General features: G+C 52.5%; 14 protein-coding genes. 1 reads left to right on the forward strand and 13 read right to left on the reverse strand.

Annotated elements, in window-relative coordinates:
• Positions 1-596: 596 nt before the first annotated feature.
• From EJQ19_RS00265 to EJQ19_RS00295, 7 genes are all read right to left on the reverse strand, one after another.
• Positions 597-3,407 carry a polysaccharide lyase family 8 super-sandwich domain-containing protein gene (locus tag EJQ19_RS00265; RefSeq protein ID WP_126139209.1) on the reverse strand — a complete coding sequence of 937 codons (2,811 nt, stop codon included), beginning with the start codon at positions 3,405-3,407 and terminating at the stop codon, positions 597-599.
• 41 nt (positions 3,408-3,448) lie between these two features.
• Positions 3,449-4,837 (reverse strand): FAD-dependent oxidoreductase, encoded by a 1,389-nt coding sequence (locus EJQ19_RS00270; protein ID WP_126139210.1) that lies wholly within the window; start codon positions 4,835-4,837, stop codon positions 3,449-3,451.
• A 91-nt stretch (positions 4,838-4,928) separates the two neighbouring features.
• Positions 4,929-6,461: an extracellular solute-binding protein gene (locus tag EJQ19_RS00275; protein ID WP_126139211.1), complete on the reverse strand. Its 1,533-nt coding sequence runs from the start codon at positions 6,459-6,461 to the stop codon at positions 4,929-4,931.
• Between the two features lie 38 nt (positions 6,462-6,499).
• Positions 6,500-7,360: a carbohydrate ABC transporter permease gene (locus EJQ19_RS00280; RefSeq protein ID WP_126139212.1), complete on the reverse strand. Its 861-nt coding sequence runs from the start codon at positions 7,358-7,360 to the stop codon at positions 6,500-6,502.
• Positions 7,354-8,280, reverse strand: a complete 927-nt coding sequence (locus tag EJQ19_RS00285) for an ABC transporter permease (protein WP_126139213.1) — start codon at positions 8,278-8,280, stop codon at positions 7,354-7,356. The genes EJQ19_RS00280 and EJQ19_RS00285 overlap by 7 nt, the downstream gene beginning before the upstream one ends.
• 176 nt (positions 8,281-8,456) lie before the next feature.
• Positions 8,457-10,196 carry a sensor histidine kinase gene (locus tag EJQ19_RS00290; RefSeq protein ID WP_126139214.1) on the reverse strand — a complete coding sequence of 580 codons (1,740 nt, stop codon included), beginning with the start codon at positions 10,194-10,196 and terminating at the stop codon, positions 8,457-8,459.
• A complete protein-coding gene (locus EJQ19_RS00295) occupies positions 10,193-11,755 on the reverse strand; it encodes a response regulator (protein ID WP_126139215.1) in 1,563 nt (520 codons plus the stop codon). Before EJQ19_RS00295 ends, EJQ19_RS00290 begins: the two co-directional genes overlap by 4 nt.
• A 183-nt stretch (positions 11,756-11,938) precedes the next feature.
• Between EJQ19_RS00295 and EJQ19_RS00300 the strand changes: the two genes are divergently transcribed.
• Complete coding sequence (locus EJQ19_RS00300; RefSeq protein ID WP_126139216.1) at positions 11,939-12,781, forward strand: sugar phosphate isomerase/epimerase family protein; 843 nt, start codon at positions 11,939-11,941, stop codon at positions 12,779-12,781.
• Between the two features lie 439 nt (positions 12,782-13,220).
• On the opposite strand, the gene EJQ19_RS00305 is transcribed toward EJQ19_RS00300, so the two are convergent.
• The 6 genes from EJQ19_RS00305 to EJQ19_RS00330 all read right to left on the reverse strand — a co-directional run bounded on the left by EJQ19_RS00305 (position 13,221) and on the right by EJQ19_RS00330 (position 20,359).
• Positions 13,221-13,982 carry an SDR family oxidoreductase gene (locus EJQ19_RS00305; protein WP_126139217.1) on the reverse strand — a complete coding sequence of 254 codons (762 nt, stop codon included), beginning with the start codon at positions 13,980-13,982 and terminating at the stop codon, positions 13,221-13,223.
• Between the two features lie 26 nt (positions 13,983-14,008).
• A complete protein-coding gene (locus EJQ19_RS00310) occupies positions 14,009-14,836 on the reverse strand; it encodes a phytanoyl-CoA dioxygenase family protein (RefSeq protein WP_126139218.1) in 828 nt (275 codons plus the stop codon).
• 132 nt (positions 14,837-14,968) lie between these two features.
• Positions 14,969-16,522: an extracellular solute-binding protein gene (locus tag EJQ19_RS00315; RefSeq protein WP_126139219.1), complete on the reverse strand. Its 1,554-nt coding sequence runs from the start codon at positions 16,520-16,522 to the stop codon at positions 14,969-14,971.
• 103 nt (positions 16,523-16,625) lie between these two features.
• Positions 16,626-17,486, reverse strand: a complete 861-nt coding sequence (locus EJQ19_RS00320; protein ID WP_126139220.1) for a carbohydrate ABC transporter permease — start codon at positions 17,484-17,486, stop codon at positions 16,626-16,628.
• Complete coding sequence (locus tag EJQ19_RS00325) at positions 17,480-18,451, reverse strand: ABC transporter permease (RefSeq protein ID WP_420901651.1); 972 nt, start codon at positions 18,449-18,451, stop codon at positions 17,480-17,482. Before EJQ19_RS00325 ends, EJQ19_RS00320 begins: the two co-directional genes overlap by 7 nt.
• A 120-nt stretch (positions 18,452-18,571) precedes the next feature.
• Positions 18,572-20,359 carry a cache domain-containing sensor histidine kinase gene (locus EJQ19_RS00330; RefSeq protein ID WP_126139221.1) on the reverse strand — a complete coding sequence of 596 codons (1,788 nt, stop codon included), beginning with the start codon at positions 20,357-20,359 and terminating at the stop codon, positions 18,572-18,574.
• Positions 20,360-20,361 lie beyond the last annotated feature (2 nt).

Here is a 20,361-nt window from a genome sequence, read left to right on the forward strand (position 1 = left end):
ATTTCGCTAAACAATACCTTATCGCTACAAAGTGGGCACTACACAAGTTCGCCTAATTAACTATACACTGGCCTTTCTAAAACTGCGAAAAAGCAGGAATTTTCCTCGCTCCCCTCCGGATTCGAGGAAATACCTGCGATTAGGCAGGCATTTTGGAGAAAAGCCCGCTCCTGGAACAAATTCGATATGAAAACCTGCTTTTTCGCAGGCATCTGGATAAAAACGGCTTTTCTTCGTAAAATTCCTGCATAATCACAGGAATCCCCCTCTCATCAGGCCGTCAGATCTCATCCTATCAGACCAGTTCACGCCAACTCCACTCGATCTCGCCTAATCTCATTCAATCACGCTGAATCTCACTCTATCTCACTAAATCCGGCTCAACCTCACTCCATCTCACACATTCTCACTCTATCCTACTCAACCTCACACACTCTCACCCTATATCACTCTACCCCACTCAATTTCACTCGGTCTCACACATTCTCACTCTCACTCTCACTCTCACTCGACTCCGACTCCACTCACTCTCACCCCCTCCCTCCCCCACGCACAAAAGAGGCCCGCAGGCCTCTTTCACACTTCACGCCTGATCCTTACGGCACAGGCTCAAATTTAACCGCATCGACGGTGACGTACCCGTTCGCTCCGTCATTACGCACCTTCACATACCCGCCAGATCCGGCGGCAAAATCGTACGTCCCCAGCAAGTTCCACTGTCCGCCCATTTCCTGCTCGTTAATGGTGACCGTGCTGGTGATGCCCTCGTGCACGATGTCCACTTGGGCATTCGTGGCCCGATTCGCGTGGGACGGCCACCACATGTACACGTTGTACGTCCCGGCTGCGGTTAGCGTCGGGGTCAAGGTGACGCTCTTCAAGCCATGGCTGACGTTGCCGTCGTGAATGTAATCCACGCCGTATTTGTTCGTCAGGTTCGTGCCGATGGCCCAGCCGCCGACAAGCGTGACGCCGCTGGTATCGGCGTTATCCACGATGACGGTCGTCGCTGCCGGCGTCAACGCGAGTTTAGCTTTAAACGCCTTCCCTTTGGCGGCATTAACGTTGACGCTAAGCTTGATCGTCGGGCTGAGCTGCGTCACGGTAACGCCGGCATCCGCCGAGATGGTGCCGGTGGCTGCTCGATTCAATTCCAGCTGAATGGTACCCGTATTGGCCTGGGTCGGATCAGAAACGGAAATTTCCAATGCAGAAGACGTTTCCTTGGTCATCACAGACGCTTTCTTGTTCGAGGTGATGAAATCCACGGTCGCAATCGCATCGTTCCAGAAGTTCGAGCCGATGACATTCAACGTCATCTCCTTCACGGCCTGCACATCAGCGGTATTGGCCAACACCGTAATGTCCGGGTTGCCGGCGTAGCTGGTTAACTCGGCGCTGGTTTTACCAGGGAGAATGACATACTGATACGATTGGTTATTCGCATTGCCACCGTGATTCAGCGCAAGCGACAAATAATTTTTCGTAATATTGGTACCCGAAGTGACCCCGGTCGTTTTGATTTGCTTCCAGTTGCCCGTTCTAGCCTCGCGCTTTGCCTGAACGGTTGGCGCTGTCGGGAAGTAGTATCCGATGTCCGCACCGGACGTATTCCCGGCCAGATGAATGGTGTTCACAGATGACAGCGCTTGTGACCAGCCCAGGCTAGCGGACTGCACCGTGCCGTTAACGGTCAGCGCATTATTGCCTGTGCTGTTCAACTTGCGGTTCTCCACAATCGTTTCGGCTGCTTTGGCATCTGTACTTGTGATTCCGGCGCCAAGCGCAACGATTTCGTCATCGAACAGGAACCAGGATTTTTTCGCAGCCAGCGTACTGGTCGTAACCGGCGCGTTCTTCGAGGTAGCGGTCACATTCATTTCCATGCCTGTCGTGCCATACAACCCCAGCAGATCCGTTCCGCCCACCCAGTTCTTCGTGTTAAATTGGCTGGCGACATACGTATCAGTCGTAACTGTCGTACCGGCCAATCGGTATAAATCGACGGTCGGCCAGAAATCCTCGCTGTACTGGTTCAGGTCGTTGTTATAGAGATACGTCATGCCCAGCCCCGTATACCAGCCTTTGGCGTTCTCGCTGTTCGCCGCTTCATAGTTTAGAATCTTGGGGGAGAACATGGAGATCCCGAAGCCGAAACCCGGGCGAAGCTGGACCGCGCGTGCCATAGTTGGGAATTGCGCGTACTTCACGAGTTCGCTGGCAGCCGTGATCCCCCCATCATTCATAATCGCTTTCGCAAGCACAATCATGTTCATCGGCGCATCCGTGTAAAAGGTGTTGCTCGTTCCCCCCGCCGTCTCCGCGCCAATCCAAGCTTTGATCATCTGCTTGAACGCAAGGGCATCCGCCGCCGGTGCGATCTGGGACAACCGGATCACGCCCTGAATGATGAAATGGCCTGCATCCCGGTCTTGCGAGGTATACCTGACGATCTCTCTGCCTCGCACCATGTCCATCATCGCGCCTTTATATAGGAAATGCTGATACGATTTGTAGATCCATTGATACACATTGGCCTGATTGGCATTCGTAATCTCCCAGGTTGAGCCCTTCAGCAGATACATCAGATTTGCCGTATCTACAAGCAAATTCGCCCCGTAACCACCGGTATAGGCATAATAGGTATGCTGGATAAACGATCCGTCCGCATAAAAACCGTCGCCGGAAACGACATCGGGAAACAGTGTCGTTAAGGCATCCCGCGCAGCTGTAAGCTTCGTGCTGTCCTTGATAATGACCGCGCGCAGCGCAACAACGACCGCTTGCCAGGACAGATTGGCTCCCGCTTTGTTAACGGCTGGCAAGTATTTATTCACGGCGTCCATGTAGTTCGTAATCTGTGTTGGCGTCAGGTAGTCGTACATGAGAATAACGGTATCGTTCAGCGCGGTCGGCGCGCCGATCTGCCAATCCCACCAATTATCATAGGAAGCTTTGGTTGAGTTGTAGCGATTGGCATTCATCCAATCCAGCGCCATAATGACATCCGCGATCATAGCGGTGTTGCCATAGTATTCAGAACCATAAGTCTGGGTCGCCAGCGCGATTTCCTTAATCCGCCGGAATCCGGCGGTCACTTGGCTGGATGTGCGGGTTCCGGCGGTCAGATCATTCCATAAGAAGTTATTCGGCTCCGCCGGCGTCTTGTTCATGCTATCCCAATTCGCCTTGGCTTTCGCTGATATGGCAGCAATTGCCGAAGCAATAGCGCTATCGGCCGTATCATAGGCAGTTCCGCCCGTCAGCATCTCCCGCCATTTGGCACGTAATCCATCGAATTCATCCGCAGCGTGCGCGCTTTGCGGCGTTAACCCTCCGATCAGTGCAACGACCATCAGCATGATCAGGCACACGCAGCCTGCCCGTCGTCCTCTTCCTTTACCCATGGAGCATCTCCTCTCTTCTTATCAACTTACCTGTGACATTCCTACAAAATGATGGATCCCCCCTCTCGCAGCACAGCGCGAAGCTCCTGCGGGTCCACGTCGCTAACGCTCCGCTCCGCACGAAGCGCCAAATATGCCGCTACCCCCGCTGCTTCGCCGGTCTGATTCATATTCACCATGACGCGTACAGCGCCATAAGCAACAGGATCTACGTCGATCATGCGGCCGCAGACCAGCAGATTTGTATATGTGCCCGGAATCAGGCAGCGATACGGAATTTGATAAAATGTCGGATTCTCCGCCGATTCTTCCCGCCATCTGCCGACCTCCACCGGATACCCTGGACGTACGTAAGCCTGCTCTCCGTTCAAATATTGGAACGTAATCCCCGGCTTATCCGAATGATGAATATCAACCCGATAGCTGCCGTTGGCAATCGCGTCATCAAAACGGACGCCATGGAGCACGTCTGTCCCCGTCAGCCGATACGCGCAGTGGATATGCCGGGTCTCCCGGATGCCGATATAAGACGGCAAGGAAAGCAGCGTCAATTGATTATCCGGCCCGTACTTGCGCACCATATCCATGATGGCTCTAACCTGACGTCTGCCCTCGATCTCGCTTTGCGTCAGCGAAAGCCCATCCTGGCAGTCGGCATGATAAACCCTGGTGCCGGCATACATATACACGTCCTTCGAGCCCGGCACGAAACGGCCCCAGCCGAAACCTTCCGGCAAGTCGAATTCCGCCTTATGCTGCAGCAGCGCCTGGTTTAAATCGAGCCCCTGCAGCGAGTTGAACCCCGTCACATCATCGAAGCCTCTGCCTGAACCCCAGCCGCCGATCTTGGCGCAGGTCGTCGGCGGCTGACGCCTATCACCGTTCGTGAGTGGCAGCTGCAACCGTGCGCACAAGTCGCCGTCGCCTGTCGCATCAATGAACATGCTGGCTTTGATCGCCCCGCGACCGGACTTGTTCTCCACCATGATTGCCGTCAGCTGCCCGTCTTCCAGAACAGGCGCGACGAACATCGTGTGCAGAAACGGCTGCACACCCGCTTCCGTGATCAACTCATCCAGCTCGATCTTCAGTTCCTCGGTATTGAGCACGTACCCGACGGAGTGGCTCTTCTTCTCTTCCGCTACCGCTCCGCGCTTGCCCAACCGCGCTACCGTCTCGGCGGTAAGGCCGCCGATAATCGGCTGCTCGAACGTCGTATCGTACAAGCTGTGCCAAATATTCACCAGCCCCGACGTCGCAACGCCGCCGAAACTGTTCTGTTTCTCGACGATGACAACGCTCGCGCCGAGCCTGGCTGCCCGCACCGCTGCAAAAACCCCTGTACAGCTGCCGCCCAGCACACAAATATCCGCCTCATAGATGACGGGAACCGATTTCGCCTCTTCCTGAATAAATCCACGTGTGTTCATCTCTCATCTTCTCCCTCTCTCTACAGTAAAAAGAGTTGAAGCGAAAGCTCTCGCAGCCTTGCTCCAACCCTCACCTCCTTGCCTGGCATCCCTATTTGATGTAACCAAGCGGTTTCAGCACCAGCGTGCCTTGCTCTACATATTTGGGCAGCTGATAGTTCGTCTCCAACGCTTTCGTAAAAGCATCGAAATTGTCCAACGAATTTTTGCCAAAAATAAACTTCGTAATCTCTTCGCTCTCAAAACGGTTCTTGTCGCTGACCGACACCCCTTCCGGATTCGGAATCATCTCCGTATACGTTTCGATGCGCGGCTGTTTTTCAGCAAAATCAATGAAAGGAAGCTGCTTCGTAAATTTGGCCTTCAAATAATTTTTCTCGTCGCGGCCCGTTAGCTGATGATTAAAGGCAAAACCCGTTTTGGAGCTGTCGGTGACAACCGGAATGCCGTTCTCCATTTTGTAATGCGTGCCTTCAATCCCATACATCGTCGTCAAATAACCAGGACCATCGGCAATGTAGTTAAAATAGTCCAAAATCTTATTCAGCTTGGCCGGATCCTTCGCCACTTCCTTGGAAACGGCAAACCGTCCGCCCGTCGCGCTGATATCAAAATAGCCTTGATACTTGCCTCCAGGACCGCTTAATGCGTCCATCTGCACCCAATTCGCAGCGGGATTTACGCTCTTGTACTGCGCAATATAGTCTTCCTTCGTCATCTCGCCCCAGTTAATATACAAGATGCCCGCTTGGCCTTTAAATGCTTTCTCCTGGTGCTTGAGCCCCTTGTTCGTCATGAACTCCGGATCGACCAAGCCCTCGCTGATCAAATCCTTAATGTACGTCAGCGCTTGCTTCGTCTCTGGCTGCACCGTGGAATACACGACTTTGTTGTCCTTGATCATGAACTGGCCCGGGGAGGCTACACCGAATGCGGAGAAAACCGGATCAAACGTGCTCGGCGTGTTCACCGCATCCGGCGTACCGATGCCGATGCCGGTAATCCCGTACGTATCTTTCTTGCCGTTGCCGTCCGGGTCTTTCTCCGTAAACGCCTTCGCCACCGCTTTTAACTCGTCCAGGTTTTTCGGCGCCTGGAGGCCAAGCTTATCCAGCCAATCCTGCCGAATCCAGTAGCTGGACATCGGCAGATAAGCGCGTTTGGCGATGGCATACTGCTTGCCGTCTACTTTGCCTTTATTTAAATCCACATCCTTGAGCTTCGCTTTAATGTTCGGCATTTTATCCATATAAGGCGTCAAGTCGAGCAGAATGCCCTGTTTGACATAATTCGCAAGCTGTACCTTGGAGACCGAGAAAATATCCGGCGCCGAGCCGCCTGCAATTTTGACATTCAATTGCTGATCATAGTCCGTTGCCCCGACATTGAATTGCAAATCCATGTTGAGATCCTTGTTCAATTTGCTCAGGATAAAATCATCCGCCATGCCGGGATAGTTCGAGCCGCTGATGAACAGATTGATTTTCACCGGGCTGCCGGATGCGGCCGTGCCAGGTGCGCTGGCTGACGCCTCCGGCGTTTTGTCTGTCTTGGCGGCGCACCCCGCCAGCAGGATACTGCCGAGCAATGCGGTCGATACGGTTGCAGCAAGCATTTTTTTCATTTTAGGTGATCCCCTCTCGATATTGATTCTGAATCCGGCTAACCCTTAATGCCGCCGAGCAGTACGCCTTGGGTAAAATATTTCTGAATAAACGGATACACCACGATGATTGGAAGTGCCGAGAGGACGACGGCGGCCATTTGCAGCGATTGCGTCGGCAGCACGCTCGTAATGTCCATCGGCGGGAGCATGGAATTAATCAGGATGGTCTTGAGCACGACTTGCAGCGGGAACTTGCTTGTGTCGTTGACGTACATAATCGCTTGGAAAAATTCGTTCCAATGCCCCACGGCGTAAAACAGACCGATGGTCGCCATAATCGGCAGGGAGAGCGGGAGCACAATTTGGCTGAGAATGCGCAATTCACCAGCGCCGTCAATGCGAGCCGCTTCATCCAGGCTGTCCGGCAGATTTTCAAAGAAGGTTTTCATAATCAGCAGATTGAACGACCAAACCAGACTTGGCACGATCAACGACCAGAGGGAATTGATAAGTCCCGTTGCTTTGACAACCAGATAGGTCGGCACAACGCCGCCATTGAACAGCAAGGTGAACGCGACCAGGAACAACAGGAGATTTCTGCCCGGCAGCCGGCTTTTGCTCAAGGGGTACGCCATCATCGTCGTAACCATCAGATTCAGCAGTGTCCCGACCACCGTGATAAAAATGGTGACTCCGTATGCTCTGGGAATCGTCGGATCATGGATGAAAGCAGCATAGGCATCCAGTGTCAGCTTTTTGGGGAATACGACAAACCCGCCATTTCGCAGCACTTCGGCCAGAGGCGTCAGCGAGACCGATACGACATACAGCAGCGGAAAGATCACTGACAACGCCAGCAGCGTGAGAAGCGCATAGACGCCAATATCGAACCACACTTCTCCTTTACTTTTTACCATACGCCTTCCCCCCATTTTCTAGCGATCCGATTGGCGGTGATGACAAGGGCGAAGCCTACGACCGATTTAAACAATCCGACCGCCGCAGCGAGACTGAAGTTCAGCTCTTCCAGACCGGTGCGGAACACCCAGGTATCAATGATGTCGGCCACTTCGTAAACCTGGACATTGTACATGATATAAATTTGATCGAAGCCGGCATCGAGGATTTGGCCAAGCTTGAGAATCAGCAGCAGAATGATGACATGACGAATGCCTGGAAACGTCACGTGCCAAATCATGCGCATCCTGCCTGCCCCATCCATGCGGGCCGCTTCATACAGCGTCGGGTCGATGCTGGTAATGGCCGCCAGATAGATAATCGCTGTCCAGCCGATGTCTTTCCACACGTCCGAGGCGACCAGGATACTCCGGAACCAGGCCGTCGAGGTCAGGAAGGAAATCGCATCCCCGCCTAGGCCCTTGACCCATAAATTGATTAATCCGTCCGCTTCCGAAAGGAAGGCGGCTGCAATGCCGTAAATGATGATCCAGGAGAGAAAATGAGGCAAATACGTAACCGTCTGCACAAATCGTTTGAAGAAGCGCAGCCTGACTTCGCTAAGCAGTGTCGCGAGGAGAATGCCCGGAATCATGCCGAAGAGCAGCTTATAGATGCTGATGAGAAAAGTATTTCTTAATAAGGGGAAAAAGTAAGATGAGTCATAGAATGTTTTGAAATGCGCGTACCATGGGTCCGCCCATGGGCTGTCGAACACCCCCAGCATAATATTATAGTTTTTAAACGCAATGATCGCGCCGAACATTGGACTGTAGCGATACACGGCGTAATACACCAAGCCCGGAAGCAGCATCGCGTAGAGCACGCGGAACGACCATATTAATTTAAACTTCCTTGTGAGTGCATAGGTGCGCTGCATCCCTGTGTTCCTCCCTTCTGTCTGATGTGTTCCTCGGAATACTTTAATCATAAGGGGTTTGGGCACAGGGGGTAACAGGTCAGAATTAAAGAAAACCAGGTCATTTTTAAGGCAGTCTTCAGCTTGTCTTCATGCCAAAAAAGCAAGGCAGCTTCCCTTGCTTTCGGCTGAATCTCTCATTGGCCTTCGCCGGCGATTTGGATCGGATACCGCAGTTGAGCCTTGAAACCATACGGCTCTACATTCTCCACCTCTACGCCGTACGCATGGCCGTAATGCAGCTGCAGCCTCCGGTGCACGTTGTAGAGGCCAATGCCTCCTTCCGCCCCTGGGGCGGAAGACACGGATTTATACGGCATGAGCCGCTCAGGCTCGCAGCCGCTGCCGTTATCCTCCACAAGAATGATCATGTCCTGATCTTCCTGGTAGATGGTCAGTATGATCTTCCCTTTGCGTTCCGTCAGCTTGTTCATGCCGTGCCTAACCGCATTTTCCATCAGGGGCTGAATGAGCAGCTTTAAGATCTTCATCTGCAGCAGCGAGGGCTGCACATGGAACAGCACTTGAAAAGCATGATTATTGCGCAGCAGCTCAATCGTAACATAGTTGCGCACATGCTCCAGCTCGCGCTCCATGGTTGTCCATTCTTCCCCGTCATTGATGCTGAACCGCAGCATATCCGCCAGGGTCGTCACCATTTCCGCAATGCTCGCTTCCTGCGCAGATTCCGCTTTCCACTTAATGGCATCGAGCGTGTTGTACAGAAAATGAGGATTAATCTGGTTAATTAACATCCGCTGCTGGAGTTTCTGCTTCTCCGATTCGCTTTCACGCGTCGTTTCGAGCAAAGTCTCCATCCCGTGGATCATGGCGTTAAATCCCCGTACCATCTGCCCGATTTCATCCTTCCGCGCACCGAATTTCATGAAATAGACGAGCCGGCCAAGCTGCACCTGACGCATGTGGCGAACCACCTGTTGAATCGGCGAGGTAAATTGGCGGACGATCACAAACAGCAGGATGAACATCACCAGCAGGGAAATAACAAACAACCAGAACGTGAACGCTTTAATCGCATTCAGCCGGTCGGTTAGATCGGAGACCGGTATCGTCGCCACGAGATTCCACAACTCTTTCCCGCTGTCGGCAATGGCTTGCGAAGCGACATAATAGGGCTTGCCCTGAATCGTTTCCGTTTCAAAATTGCGCTTCCCTTGTCCCAAGGAGGCAGGCGCAGGCAGGCTGTTTCCGGGCTTCTCCGCCGGATTGTACGTCAAAATATTGGCGTTGCGATCGGTCAGCAGCAAGCGGAACCGAGGATATTGCGACGGCGTAATCAACTGTTTGCCGATCCAGGCGTTGGAAATTTTAAATACCATGACACCGGCATTTTGAAAATCCGTCAGCGTCCGGATACCTCGAACGTAGTACAAATTCGTCGCAATATGGTTGTCGTCGCCCTTCACCAGCCAATACGGCTTTCCTCCCAATTCGTATGCTTTGGAGATCAACTCGGCGTTCAGTTCGAGGCCAAATGCGGCGAAGCTGTTCATGTAATTGGGGTATTTCTCCTCATGATTAGGCAAAATCATTAACTCAAACGGCCCCTTGAGCTCCTCCGTAATTCCTTTCATGACGTTAATAAATTCCGTCTCCTGAAAAAAATCCTGCGGCGGCGGTCCCTGCAGCATCGTCTGCAGTTTGGAAGAAGCGATGACGCGGAAAGCGTCCGTGTCCAGCTCGGCCAGAAACTCATTAATTTTTGCGGTGTTATGCTGCAAATTATCTTGCAGAAAGGCGGAAGTGACATCTTCGATTTGCATTTTGGAGCGCTCATACGATAAATAGCCGAGCAGCGCGACAGGGATCAGTATCGCCGCCATTAAGGGCAGCAGCAGCTTTTGGAATAGATTCATTTTCCGTATCGGAACTCCTTCGGGGTCTGTCCTGTCCGCTTTTTAAACACTTTTCCGAAGTACTGCAAATCCTGATAGCCGACGGATTCCGCAATCTCATAAATTTTCATCTGGCTGTCGCGAAGCAGCTTCTTGGATTGCTCCACACGCAGGTCCGTTACGTAGTCCAGAAAGTTAATCCCGGCCTCCTTCTTAAAGAGCTGGCTGAGCCATACGGGATGAATCTGCAATTGATCCGCAATGCTTTGCAGCGTAATATTCTGTGCAAACTGCTGCTCCAGCAGCTGCTTGGCTTTCGCAATGATGGCATTCGAGTGGCTGACTGCCGCCTTCTTGGCAATTCCTACCAAGTAGTGCAGCATCCGTTCTTTTACCTGCTCCAGCCGTTCGCATTGCTCCAATTCCTCCCATAAGGCCATAGGAATCTGATTCAGTCCAATGCCATATTTCTCCCTAAGCGTGCTATGCAAACTCAAGATCCACTCCAGACACTTCTTAGAAATGTCCTGGTAGTCCTTCACCTCCTGCGCGGTAGCATAATGCCTTACAAGCAGGTCGATCGTTGTATCGATTTGCTCCAAATCTCCCTCCATCACCAAGGCGGCTGCAAGCTCCGCGGACAAGCGGTTCGGTTCATCGTCCGCATACAACGCTTCCGTGTATCTGTGCACATAGCTGTCCGGTGTCATGAGCGCCATTTTCAACGCTTTGACAGCTTGCCCGTACGCCGTAGAAATCGCCTGGAACGCTTGCTGCTCCCGGCTGATGCCGAAGCCAACCGTTAAATACTGATACTTGTTGACGCCCGCCCGAATCGCCTCGACAACCGCCCCGGTCAGCTCACTGGGCACAATCAGAATCCAATTGTGGTGGATATTCTTAAACAACGCTGACGGCTGATAAGCTTCCAGCAATTCCTCCGTAATGTTTCCTACCGAGAATGTCTCCAAATCGGACTGGCTGTCCAGCGGGTTGGGCCGATCCTGCCGTACAATATCCAGGGCGATGACGGTAAAATTCGTATCGGCCAGCCAGGTCAGCTCCCACATCTGAAGCCGGTGAAATATGTGCTCCTGCAGGACTGTCGGCGTCATGCACAGACTGAGCAGGAATTTGTCCTTGAGCAGCTTCTTGCCAAGTTCAGCCTGTTTCAACTGCCCAGAGAGCTCTTGATGATGTTTGCGTTCATCCTCCAGCATATCCAGCAGGTGCAGAATTTTGGTAGAGAACGCTTCCTTCGAGAAAGGCTTCAGCAAATAATCCATCGCCCCTAACTGCATGCTGCGCTGTGCGTATTGAAAATCGCTGTAACCGCTTACGATAATGATTTTAGGCGCGTAATCGGGCATTTGCATCGCTTGCAGCATATCAATGCCGGACTGCTGAGGCAGCACAATATCGGAGACGATAATATCCGGCCGCTGTGCACGAATCAACACCTCCGCATCTTCCGCATTGGCAGCAGTCAGAATCTCCAGCTTCCCCGCCGCAGCCTCTATGACCGTTTCTTTCATACCTTGCAGAATTTCCAGTTCATCCTCAATAATGATGATTTTCATGGGATCACAATCCTTTATACAAGTGCATCTGAACCCACTTTAACACCATCCCCCGATTGAAAACAATGAGAATTACAGATGTAGCTCAATCCAATATAAACTCAGCACGATTATGTATTATCCTTGTCCTAGCCATTCATGTAAAATACTTATATCAAGACCATTTTGTAAGGGAGTGTGCCTATGTCCTATTTATCCGTCAGCACCTGGAGTCTGCATCGTCTGCTCGGTCCCCTTCGCTGGACCGTATGGAATCCTGAAACACGCATGCATGAGGTAAAAGAGCAGGATCAACCGCAGATTCTCTCGCTGCTGGAGCTTCCGCAGGAAGCTGCGCGAAGAGGCTATCAGGCCTTAGAACTTTGTCATTTTCATTTTCCGTCAACAGACGACGGGTATTTGCACGACCTTCGGGAGCGCTTCGCAGCGGCCCGGATTTCACTGGATACGATTCTGCTCGATTACGGCGATCTGACGCATCCTGATGAAGTGCGTCGTGCTGCCGACTATGCCTTCATGCAGGAGTGGATCCGGCTCGCCGCCAAATGCGGATCGAAAAGAATTCGCATCATCGCAGGGGAAGCAAGCCCTTCTGACGAAGCGTCGCTGCAGCTTTCCGCCCATTCGCTGCGATCGCTCGGCGAATACGGAGAGCGCATTGGCGTCCAGGTCGTTACCGAGAACTTTAAGTCGCTTCTCTCCACCGGCGCGAATTGCTTGACGGTCATGGAGCAGGCAGCCGGTCAGGTGGCGATGATTACCGATTTCGGCAATTATCATGGGCCGCTCAAGTATGAGGAGATTGCCGCCACGACGCCTTACAGCAGGTCGATCCACGTCAAGCCTCACTATGACGAAGCAGGTCGGCCAGACGAAGCTGAGCTGCGCCAATGTCTGGACAGCGTACATGCCAGCGGATATGATGGCGCCTACGTCTTGATCTACGACGGGCCGGGCGATATGTGGGAAGGGCTGGAGCGCGTTCGACGGATTGTGGGGCCTTATTTAGGGGCTGGCGGCGCTTGAGTCGTTATGTTTTATCTAACTGCCGTCTGTGTCTGCGAAGCAACACGCAAACAGGATTAGCGTGCTGGCAGCACTCGACGATGAGACAAGGGCGCCGCTTCATGAGATGAGCAGCCCTTCACAAGCGGCAGCGCGTGTAGCTGTCGTGGAGGGGAGTTACGGGAACCTGCATTTCCTACAGCTTATTTTCAAAAAATAGGCTGATTCCGCCAAGATCCTGTATTTTGTACAGGTAAATCGCTGCACTCCCCCCCATTTCCAATGAAAAAGCGCCTGTTGCTGGATTTTTACTGTAGTTTTTACATGATCATCGGCGAATTAACCGTTTTGATGGAAATTAGCTGTACTTTTTGCATGTAGGGAGGGACGAGGCAGGCTTCGTTCGCCAAAAAAACCGGCCTCCCCCAGGGGAGACCGGTCATCCGCAAAGCCTTAAATCCTATATCCCGAACGTGTTGCCCCCGTTCACGGACAGGCACTGCCCCGTGATGAACTTCGCACCCGAGGAGGCCAAGAACACAACGGCGGCGGCGATGTCCGCCGGCTCGCCGACGCGGCCGAGCGGGACGCCCGCCGCGTAGCCCCTGGTGTCGGCGCCGGCGTGGCGCTCGACGGGAATCCAGCCCGGGGCGACGAGGTTGACCCGGATGCCGCTCGGACCCAGCTCGCTCGCCCACGAGCGGGTCATGCCGATCATCGCCGACTTGGCGGTGACGTAGCTCGAGAAGTTGGCGTTGCCAAGCTGGACAACCTCGCTGCCGATGTTGACGATGCACCCTTCTCCCTGGCGCTTCATGCCGGGAAGCACAGCCTTTAGCAGAAGCAGCGGCGCTTTGACGAAGAAGTCGAGCTGGTCCTGATACGTCTCCCACGTGCTGTCCTCGACGGTAAACATCGGCTGCGGGCCTGTCGCGTTATTGACAACGATGTCGATGGCGCGCCCGAAGTGTGACTCCACTCGGGCGGCCAGCGCCTCAACCTCGCTCGGCTCCGTTACGCTCGCGCAAAAGGCCGCGGCTTCACCGCCGTTAGCGGCGATGAGCCGGACCGTTTCCTCCGCATCCCCCGCAGCGTTGGCATAATTGACCGCTACGCGGGCCCCCGCTGCCGCCAGCGCCGTGGCAATGTGGCGCCCCAATCCCCGCGACGCCCCCGTGACCAAAGCTACTTTTCCTTTCAGTTGCTGCAAGTATTCCACCATTTTCGCCTCTTCCCGCACCCGCACTTTTATTCGTACACACTTTTTCCGCCCTCCGGCTGAGCCAGTTCCTTCAAAGGCACCATCTCCGCGTTTGGCACGTAATATTTAAACGGATTGCTGTCGATGCTGCCAAGCAGCTGCTTCCGGTACGGCGATGCACTTGCTAACAGGCGCTCCGATGCTTGGTGGTAGTCGATAGGCCGCATCCAGATCGGGCTGTAGCCCAGGAACAGTTGGCGGCGGGTAAACTCGGAATGGTTCGGTGCGCCGGCGTGCCACAGATTTTGCGGGAAAATGAAGACATCGCCCGGCTTGCCGCAGACTTGCACTTCCCCTTCCACCTCGCCGCGAACATCCTGGTTACCCGGGTGAAACGGCTTGTTGTGAGAACCCGGAATGATTTTGGTATTGCCGCGGTTCGGCTCCGACATGTCGCTTAGGATATAGCACGTCTTGATGTAGTAGGTCGAGGTCACACCGTTCTGCTTCGGAAATTGCGGATGCGGGCCATCTTGGTGCCAGTTGATAAAGCTTTGAGACTCCGTCTTCACATCGTTTGGATTCGGCTTGCGAATGGTAAGATGCGAGATGTGCAGCTGGATGTTATAGCCGAGCAGACCCACCATCAGCGGCAGCAGCGTCGGCTCGTCAATAAGTGATGCAATTTCATCATCGCGCTCCACGCTGTTGTAGATATTGTACGCCAGCGCCTCAGGCTCGCCTGCCACAATACGATCAATCGCCGCATTCAAGCGATTCACTTTCTCCGGCGAGAGTACCCCGCGCAGAATCAAATACCCATCACGATGAAATTGTTCGATCAAAGCCGGTACGTTCAAAGTTTGCGTTGTCATAACAGCCACTCTCCTTAGATGTTTTACTTCTTGGTTATAAATTTACACGTGTAAATTCTATTTGTAAAGAGGAGGAAAGCCCTTTTTTCAAGAACTTTCCACTCACTTTCCACGCTCCAACACAGCTATACGTTATTTTACGTAACCTAGCTCTTTAATTCTCTTTTCCGCAGCGTCCAGATACGTTTTGTAGTTCATCGAGCTTTCCAGTGTCTTAAGGAAACTGTCATATTCGCTGAGCGGACGTTTGCCATAGATGAACTTGGACATTTCTTCCTCGATGTAGCGATTCGCATCGGCAGCGTTATAGCCATTCGGGAAGTCTACGAACCCGTTCAGCACGTCGATATGCGGCTGCTTGCTGGCATATTCCATAAATTTCGCCTGCGGCGCAAATTTCACCGTCAGATACTCCATTTCCGGACGTCCAGTAAATTGGTATAGCCAGAAGTAGCCACCCTCCTTGCCCATCAGATCGGTAGGTACGACTTTCGTGCCTTCCAGATTGTAGTGCTTGCCTTTCACGCCATACTGCACAAGCGGGGAACCGTCTTTACCGGATACGTAGTTCAGCAGATCGAACACCTTTTGCAGTTTCTCCGGATTTTTCTCCAGCGACTTCGGAATCGCGTACATGCCGGCGCTGGCCCCAATATCATAGCCGCTGACAAACTGACCGCCAGGGCCCTTAAGCGCCTCAACTTGCACCCAGTTCGCATTCGGATTCACCGCTTTAATCTGCTCGACGAACTGATCTTTCGTCACGTTCGGCCAGTCCAGGTATACGATGCCGGCTTGCCCTTTAATCGCCTTCTGCTGATGCTGAAGACCTGTATTCGCCATTAACTCGGGATCGACCGCTCCCGATGCGACCAGCTTTTGAGTGGAGGCAAGCGCTTCTTTCATATTAGGGTCATACAGCGCATTGACCATCTTGTTGTCTTTTACATACAAGCTGGGGACACCGCCCGCATAAGCGACACCATAGGCGCCCCAAATCGGTTCAAATGCGGCAAATTTGCTTCCGGTGAGGCCAAAAGTGTCCTTTTTGCCGTTGCCATCCGGGTCCTGCTCCGTAAATGCTTTCGCCACGTTATAGAGTTCTTCCGGCGTTGTCGGCATTTTCAGATTCAGCTTATCCAGCCAATCCTTGCGAATCCAGTAAGTGTTATAAGGCACTTGCGGCGATTTGGAAATCGCATACGTTTTGCCGTTCAACTGCCCCTTCTTGAGCGAGGCGTCTCCGATGAAATCCTTCGTCTGTTTCAGCTTATCCATATAGGGCGTGAGGTCGAGCAGCAGCCCCTGATCGGAGAATTGCTTGAGCTGCTGGCGGTCCACCGCAAAAAGATCCGGGAAATTGGCCGAAGCCATGCGCACGTTGACCTGATTCTTGTAGTCGTCGCCGGAAGCGTAGACGGTCAGGTTAATTTCCGTATTCAGCGCTTTATCAAGCTCCTGCTTGATAATGTCTTGATCGGGCGAAGGCAGACCGTTTCCGGTTTCAATAATGTCGAGCTTAACCGCTTTGCCGCTGCTTGCAGCGGTCGTAGCGGCCGCTTTGGAGCTATCGGCCGGCGTATTCGTCGATGATGTGCTGGAAGTTGAAGATCCGCAGCCGGCAATCAGTGTGCCTCCTGCAAATGTCATGGCAAGTAGTGCGGGAACAAGCAGTTTCTTTTTCATCGATACCCCTTCTTTCTTTCAGAAATGAAAATTCAGTTTGCTTGCATGTATGTTGCCGTAACCGAATGCGCAGGCTGCAGTCCCGGGCATCTGGCGAACGGGATCAACCTTTGACAGCACCCATGAGCATGCCTTTGGCAAAATGCTTTTGGATGAACGGGTACACCAGGATAATCGGCACGCTGGCCGCAACCACCGCCGCCATTTGCATGGTTTCGGTCGGGAGCATATTCTCCGCATTTTCAAGCGGCTGCTGCGTCATCATCAGAATCTCGCGAATGACGACCTGGAGCGGAAACAGGCTGCGGTCGGTCACATACATAATCGCTTGGAAAAATTCATTCCAGTGACCCACCATATAGAACAGGCCAATCGTGAGCATCGAAGGCACGGACAGCGGAAGCACAATTTGCCACAGAATACGGAACTCTTTGGCACCGTCCATGCGGGCGGATTCGAACAATTCTTCGGGCAGATTTTCGAAAAAGCTTTTCATAATGAGCACATTGAAGCTCCAAACGGCATTCGGCAAAATCATCGACCACACGGAATCGAGCAGCCCTAACGATTTGACGATCAGGTACGTCGGAATGATGCCTCCGCTGAACAACATCGTGAACACGACCATCAGCAGGAGCAGGCTTCTTCCCGGCATATTGCGGCGGCTGAGCGGATACGCCATCAGCAGCGTCAGCAGCAAATTGACCACCGTGCCGACGACCGTAATGATAATCGTTACCCAGAACGCCCGGGGAATTGCCGTTTCGGTCAGCAGCTTATGATAAGCGGTGAACGTAATCGATTTGGGAATCAGGATAAAGCCGCCATTTTTCAAAACCTCGGAGAACGGGGTGATGGAGACGGATACGACGTACATCAGCGGGAATATGGCTGCCAAAGCGGCAAGACTCAGCACAACGATGACGACAGCGTTTACAATTCGGTCCTCCCAGCCTCTTACCATATGCCCTCACCCCATTTCTTCGATAGTTGATTGGAACCAAGCACCAGCACGAGACCAATCAGCGATTTGAACAAGCCGACAGCTGCACCTAACGAGAAATTCAACTGCTGCAGCCCTGTCCGGAACACCCAGGTATCCAAAATATCGGCAACGGCGTATACTTGAATGTTATACAAAATGTAAATCTGATCGAATCCGGCATCCATAATATGACCCAGCTTCAGAATCAGGAGCAGCACAATGACATTGCGAATACCGGGTAAAGTAATGTGCCATATCATGCGTAGGCGGCTTGCCCCGTCCACGCGAGCGGCTTCGTACAAAGTCGGATCGATGGCCGCCATCGAAGCGAGATAAATAATAGCGCCCCAGCCAAGATCTTTCCAGATTTCCGAACCGACCAGGATCGCCCGGAAATAATCGACCGACGTCATAAACCCGATGGCCTTCCCGCCGGCGTCTTCGATCCAGTTGTTCACGAGACCCGAGCTTTGCGACAGCAGTGCGATCAGAATCCCGTAGATAATGACCCAGGACAGGAAGTGCGGCATGTAGGTCAGTGTCTGCACGGCCGTCTTGAACCAACGGAGGCGGCATTCGTTCAGCAGCAGCGCCATGACAATCGGCGGAATCGTGCCAAACACTAATTTATACACCGAGATCAGCAGCGTGTTTACCATCAACTGCCCGAAATACGGAGAGTTGAAAAATGTTTCAAAATGCTTGTACCATGGATGTGCCCAGTCGCTCTTCAGAATCCCGTCGAGCATTTGATAATCCTTAAATGCAATAATAATGCCGTACATCGGAACATAGCGGAAGATTATAAAATACAGCACGCCCGGCAGCAGCATCAGATAAAAAGCGCGAAACGCCCATACCTGCTTGGCGGACAGCCTTCCCTTCTTTTCTCTGGCCTTGCTTCCGGCCTTCGCATCACGATGTACGACCATCTGTTGTTCCATAAGGCCACCTCTTTTCCGTCAGCTTGCTTGCTCTCTCTTGGATTGATTTCAGTATAGCAAGCGCTTTCTTCGGAAAATATACAGTGATCCTGCTAAAATGTTCGAATTCTTGCAAACGCTTTATTTGGTGATTTCTGCATGTTCCACAGCCGGCAGCTCAATTCGAACGAGTGTTCCAACCCCAGGTCGACTGAAAATGGAAAGCCCATAGGCCGAGCCAAAGTTGAGCCCGATCCGCTCATGCACATTCATGACACCGATGCCGGTAAATCGGTGTTTGCTGGGTGCCTTGCCGCGTTCGGCAAACAAACTGTTCAACTGATCGGCGTTCATCCCCATGCCATCATCACGAATTGTCACGATTAGCTTGTTCTTGACGCACTTGGCCCGAACGCGAATCGTGCCCGGCCGTTTCAGCGGTACCAAGCCGTGAAAAATGGCATTCTCGACGAGCGGCTGCAGGGTCAGCTTCAGGATGCGCAGCTTGGCCGTTTCCGGCGCAGCTTCAATCGTCATCGTGAATTTGTCGCCGTAACGGATTTGTTGAATGTACGCATACATCCGCAGCCCCTCCAGTTCTTCATCCAAGGTGACGAACTCCGAGCTTTTATCGAAGGAAAACGACAGCAACCCCACCAAGGCTTTGATCGTTTCCCGAACCTCCTGAATTTTGTGCTGTTTGGCAAGGCTCGATATACAGGCTAGCGTATTGTAGAGAAAATGCGGCGCAATCTGGCTTTGCAGCATTTTTAGCTCGAACTGTTTCTTCCGATGCTCGGCCTCCCTCGTTTCCTGAAGCAAGTTGTGAATCCGCTCCATCATCGCATTATAGCTTCGCGCCAGCCGTCCGATCTCGTCGCTGCCGGTCACATGAATGGTATGCTGCACATCTACATCGCGTACGCGATCCATTTTAGCCACCAGCGTACGAACTGGCAGTGTAATATACCGGGAAATCATATAGGTGCTCGCCAAAATGATAATAATCCAGAAGACTGCCGCTGTGCTGAAGTTTTTATATAAACTTTGTATACTTTGGTAAAAATAACTATTTTCATAAAATGCGACGAAGTACCACCCCAGCTTGTTCATGCCTGCCTTGACCGCAACGAGTCCGCCTTGCGGACCTTCCAGTTCTGAGGCGCCTACCGGCAGATCGGAGATCTGTTCCACGAAGTCCGGCCTTAACTCCGGCGGAAAGACAGACGTATTATACGGCAACAGCCGATAGGAACTCAGCGGCAGCGAGGCATCAAAGGCGTGGACGATATTCTTTTTATTCGTGATGATCGCAAACGTCTGATTCTTCGTGTTCATGAACTGCGCCAACATGTTCGTCAGTTGCACCAGATCGATCTCCACCACCGCAATTCCTTTGTACGACTTGGTCTGCGACGATTCTATGGGCAGCACGAACGCCACCGTTTTGCCGGACATGGGAGACTGGTAAGGCTCTGTGATGAACATGCCGTACGTTTGCTTGGCTTTCGCAAGCAAGGATTGGATATATGGATTGCCAACGATATCGAACGTCGTCTGCGAGTTCGTAATGACGTGACCGTCTTCCCGCACCAGGTACAGATTTTTGTACAGGGTGCTGTTCTTGCTTGCATAGTTGCGCAGTACGTCGGATGCTTCCTTTTCCTTGCCATCGTCCAGCAGATCGTCGCGGGTGGAAATCAGCATAAGAATATTTTGCACGTTATCCAGATACGCATTCATATACAGATTCGTGCGGTCAATAATAATTTGCGCATCCATGACTACCTGCTTGCGGAATACATGCTCCGCTTCACGCAAGTTCAGCCAAGCAAGACCGCCAAGCAGCACCACCGTCGCTAACGATAAAAAAAGAAAATGTTTGGCCAGCATACTCCAGCTGCCAAACCAGGATACGATTGCTTTCATGC

Source organism: Paenibacillus whitsoniae (genome assembly GCF_003955665.1).
In the GTDB taxonomy this organism is placed as follows: Bacteria; Bacillota; Bacilli; order Paenibacillales; family NBRC-103111; genus Paenibacillus_E; species Paenibacillus_E whitsoniae.

Coding starts and splice junctions, on each gene's coding strand:
- EJQ19_RS00265 (WP_126139209.1), bottom strand. CDS start 3,407: ATGGGTAAAGGAAGAGGACGACGGGCAGGCTGCGTGTGCCTGATCATG.
- EJQ19_RS00270 (WP_126139210.1), bottom strand. CDS start 4,837: ATGAACACACGTGGATTTATTCAGGAAGAGGCGAAATCGGTTCCCGTC.
- EJQ19_RS00275 (WP_126139211.1), bottom strand. CDS start 6,461: ATGAAAAAAATGCTTGCTGCAACCGTATCGACCGCATTGCTCGGCAGT.
- EJQ19_RS00280 (WP_126139212.1), bottom strand. CDS start 7,360: ATGGTAAAAAGTAAAGGAGAAGTGTGGTTCGATATTGGCGTCTATGCG.
- EJQ19_RS00285 (WP_126139213.1), bottom strand. CDS start 8,280: ATGCAGCGCACCTATGCACTCACAAGGAAGTTTAAATTAATATGGTCG.
- EJQ19_RS00290 (WP_126139214.1), bottom strand. CDS start 10,196: ATGAATCTATTCCAAAAGCTGCTGCTGCCCTTAATGGCGGCGATACTG.
- EJQ19_RS00295 (WP_126139215.1), bottom strand. CDS start 11,755: ATGAAAATCATCATTATTGAGGATGAACTGGAAATTCTGCAAGGTATG.
- EJQ19_RS00300 (WP_126139216.1), top strand. CDS start 11,939: ATGTCCTATTTATCCGTCAGCACCTGGAGTCTGCATCGTCTGCTCGGT.
- EJQ19_RS00305 (WP_126139217.1), bottom strand. CDS start 13,982: ATGGTGGAATACTTGCAGCAACTGAAAGGAAAAGTAGCTTTGGTCACG.
- EJQ19_RS00310 (WP_126139218.1), bottom strand. CDS start 14,836: ATGACAACGCAAACTTTGAACGTACCGGCTTTGATCGAACAATTTCAT.
- EJQ19_RS00315 (WP_126139219.1), bottom strand. CDS start 16,522: ATGAAAAAGAAACTGCTTGTTCCCGCACTACTTGCCATGACATTTGCA.
- EJQ19_RS00320 (WP_126139220.1), bottom strand. CDS start 17,486: ATGGTAAGAGGCTGGGAGGACCGAATTGTAAACGCTGTCGTCATCGTT.
- EJQ19_RS00325 (WP_420901651.1), bottom strand. CDS start 18,451: ATGGAACAACAGATGGTCGTACATCGTGATGCGAAGGCCGGAAGCAAG.
- EJQ19_RS00330 (WP_126139221.1), bottom strand. CDS start 20,359: ATGAAAGCAATCGTATCCTGGTTTGGCAGCTGGAGTATGCTGGCCAAA.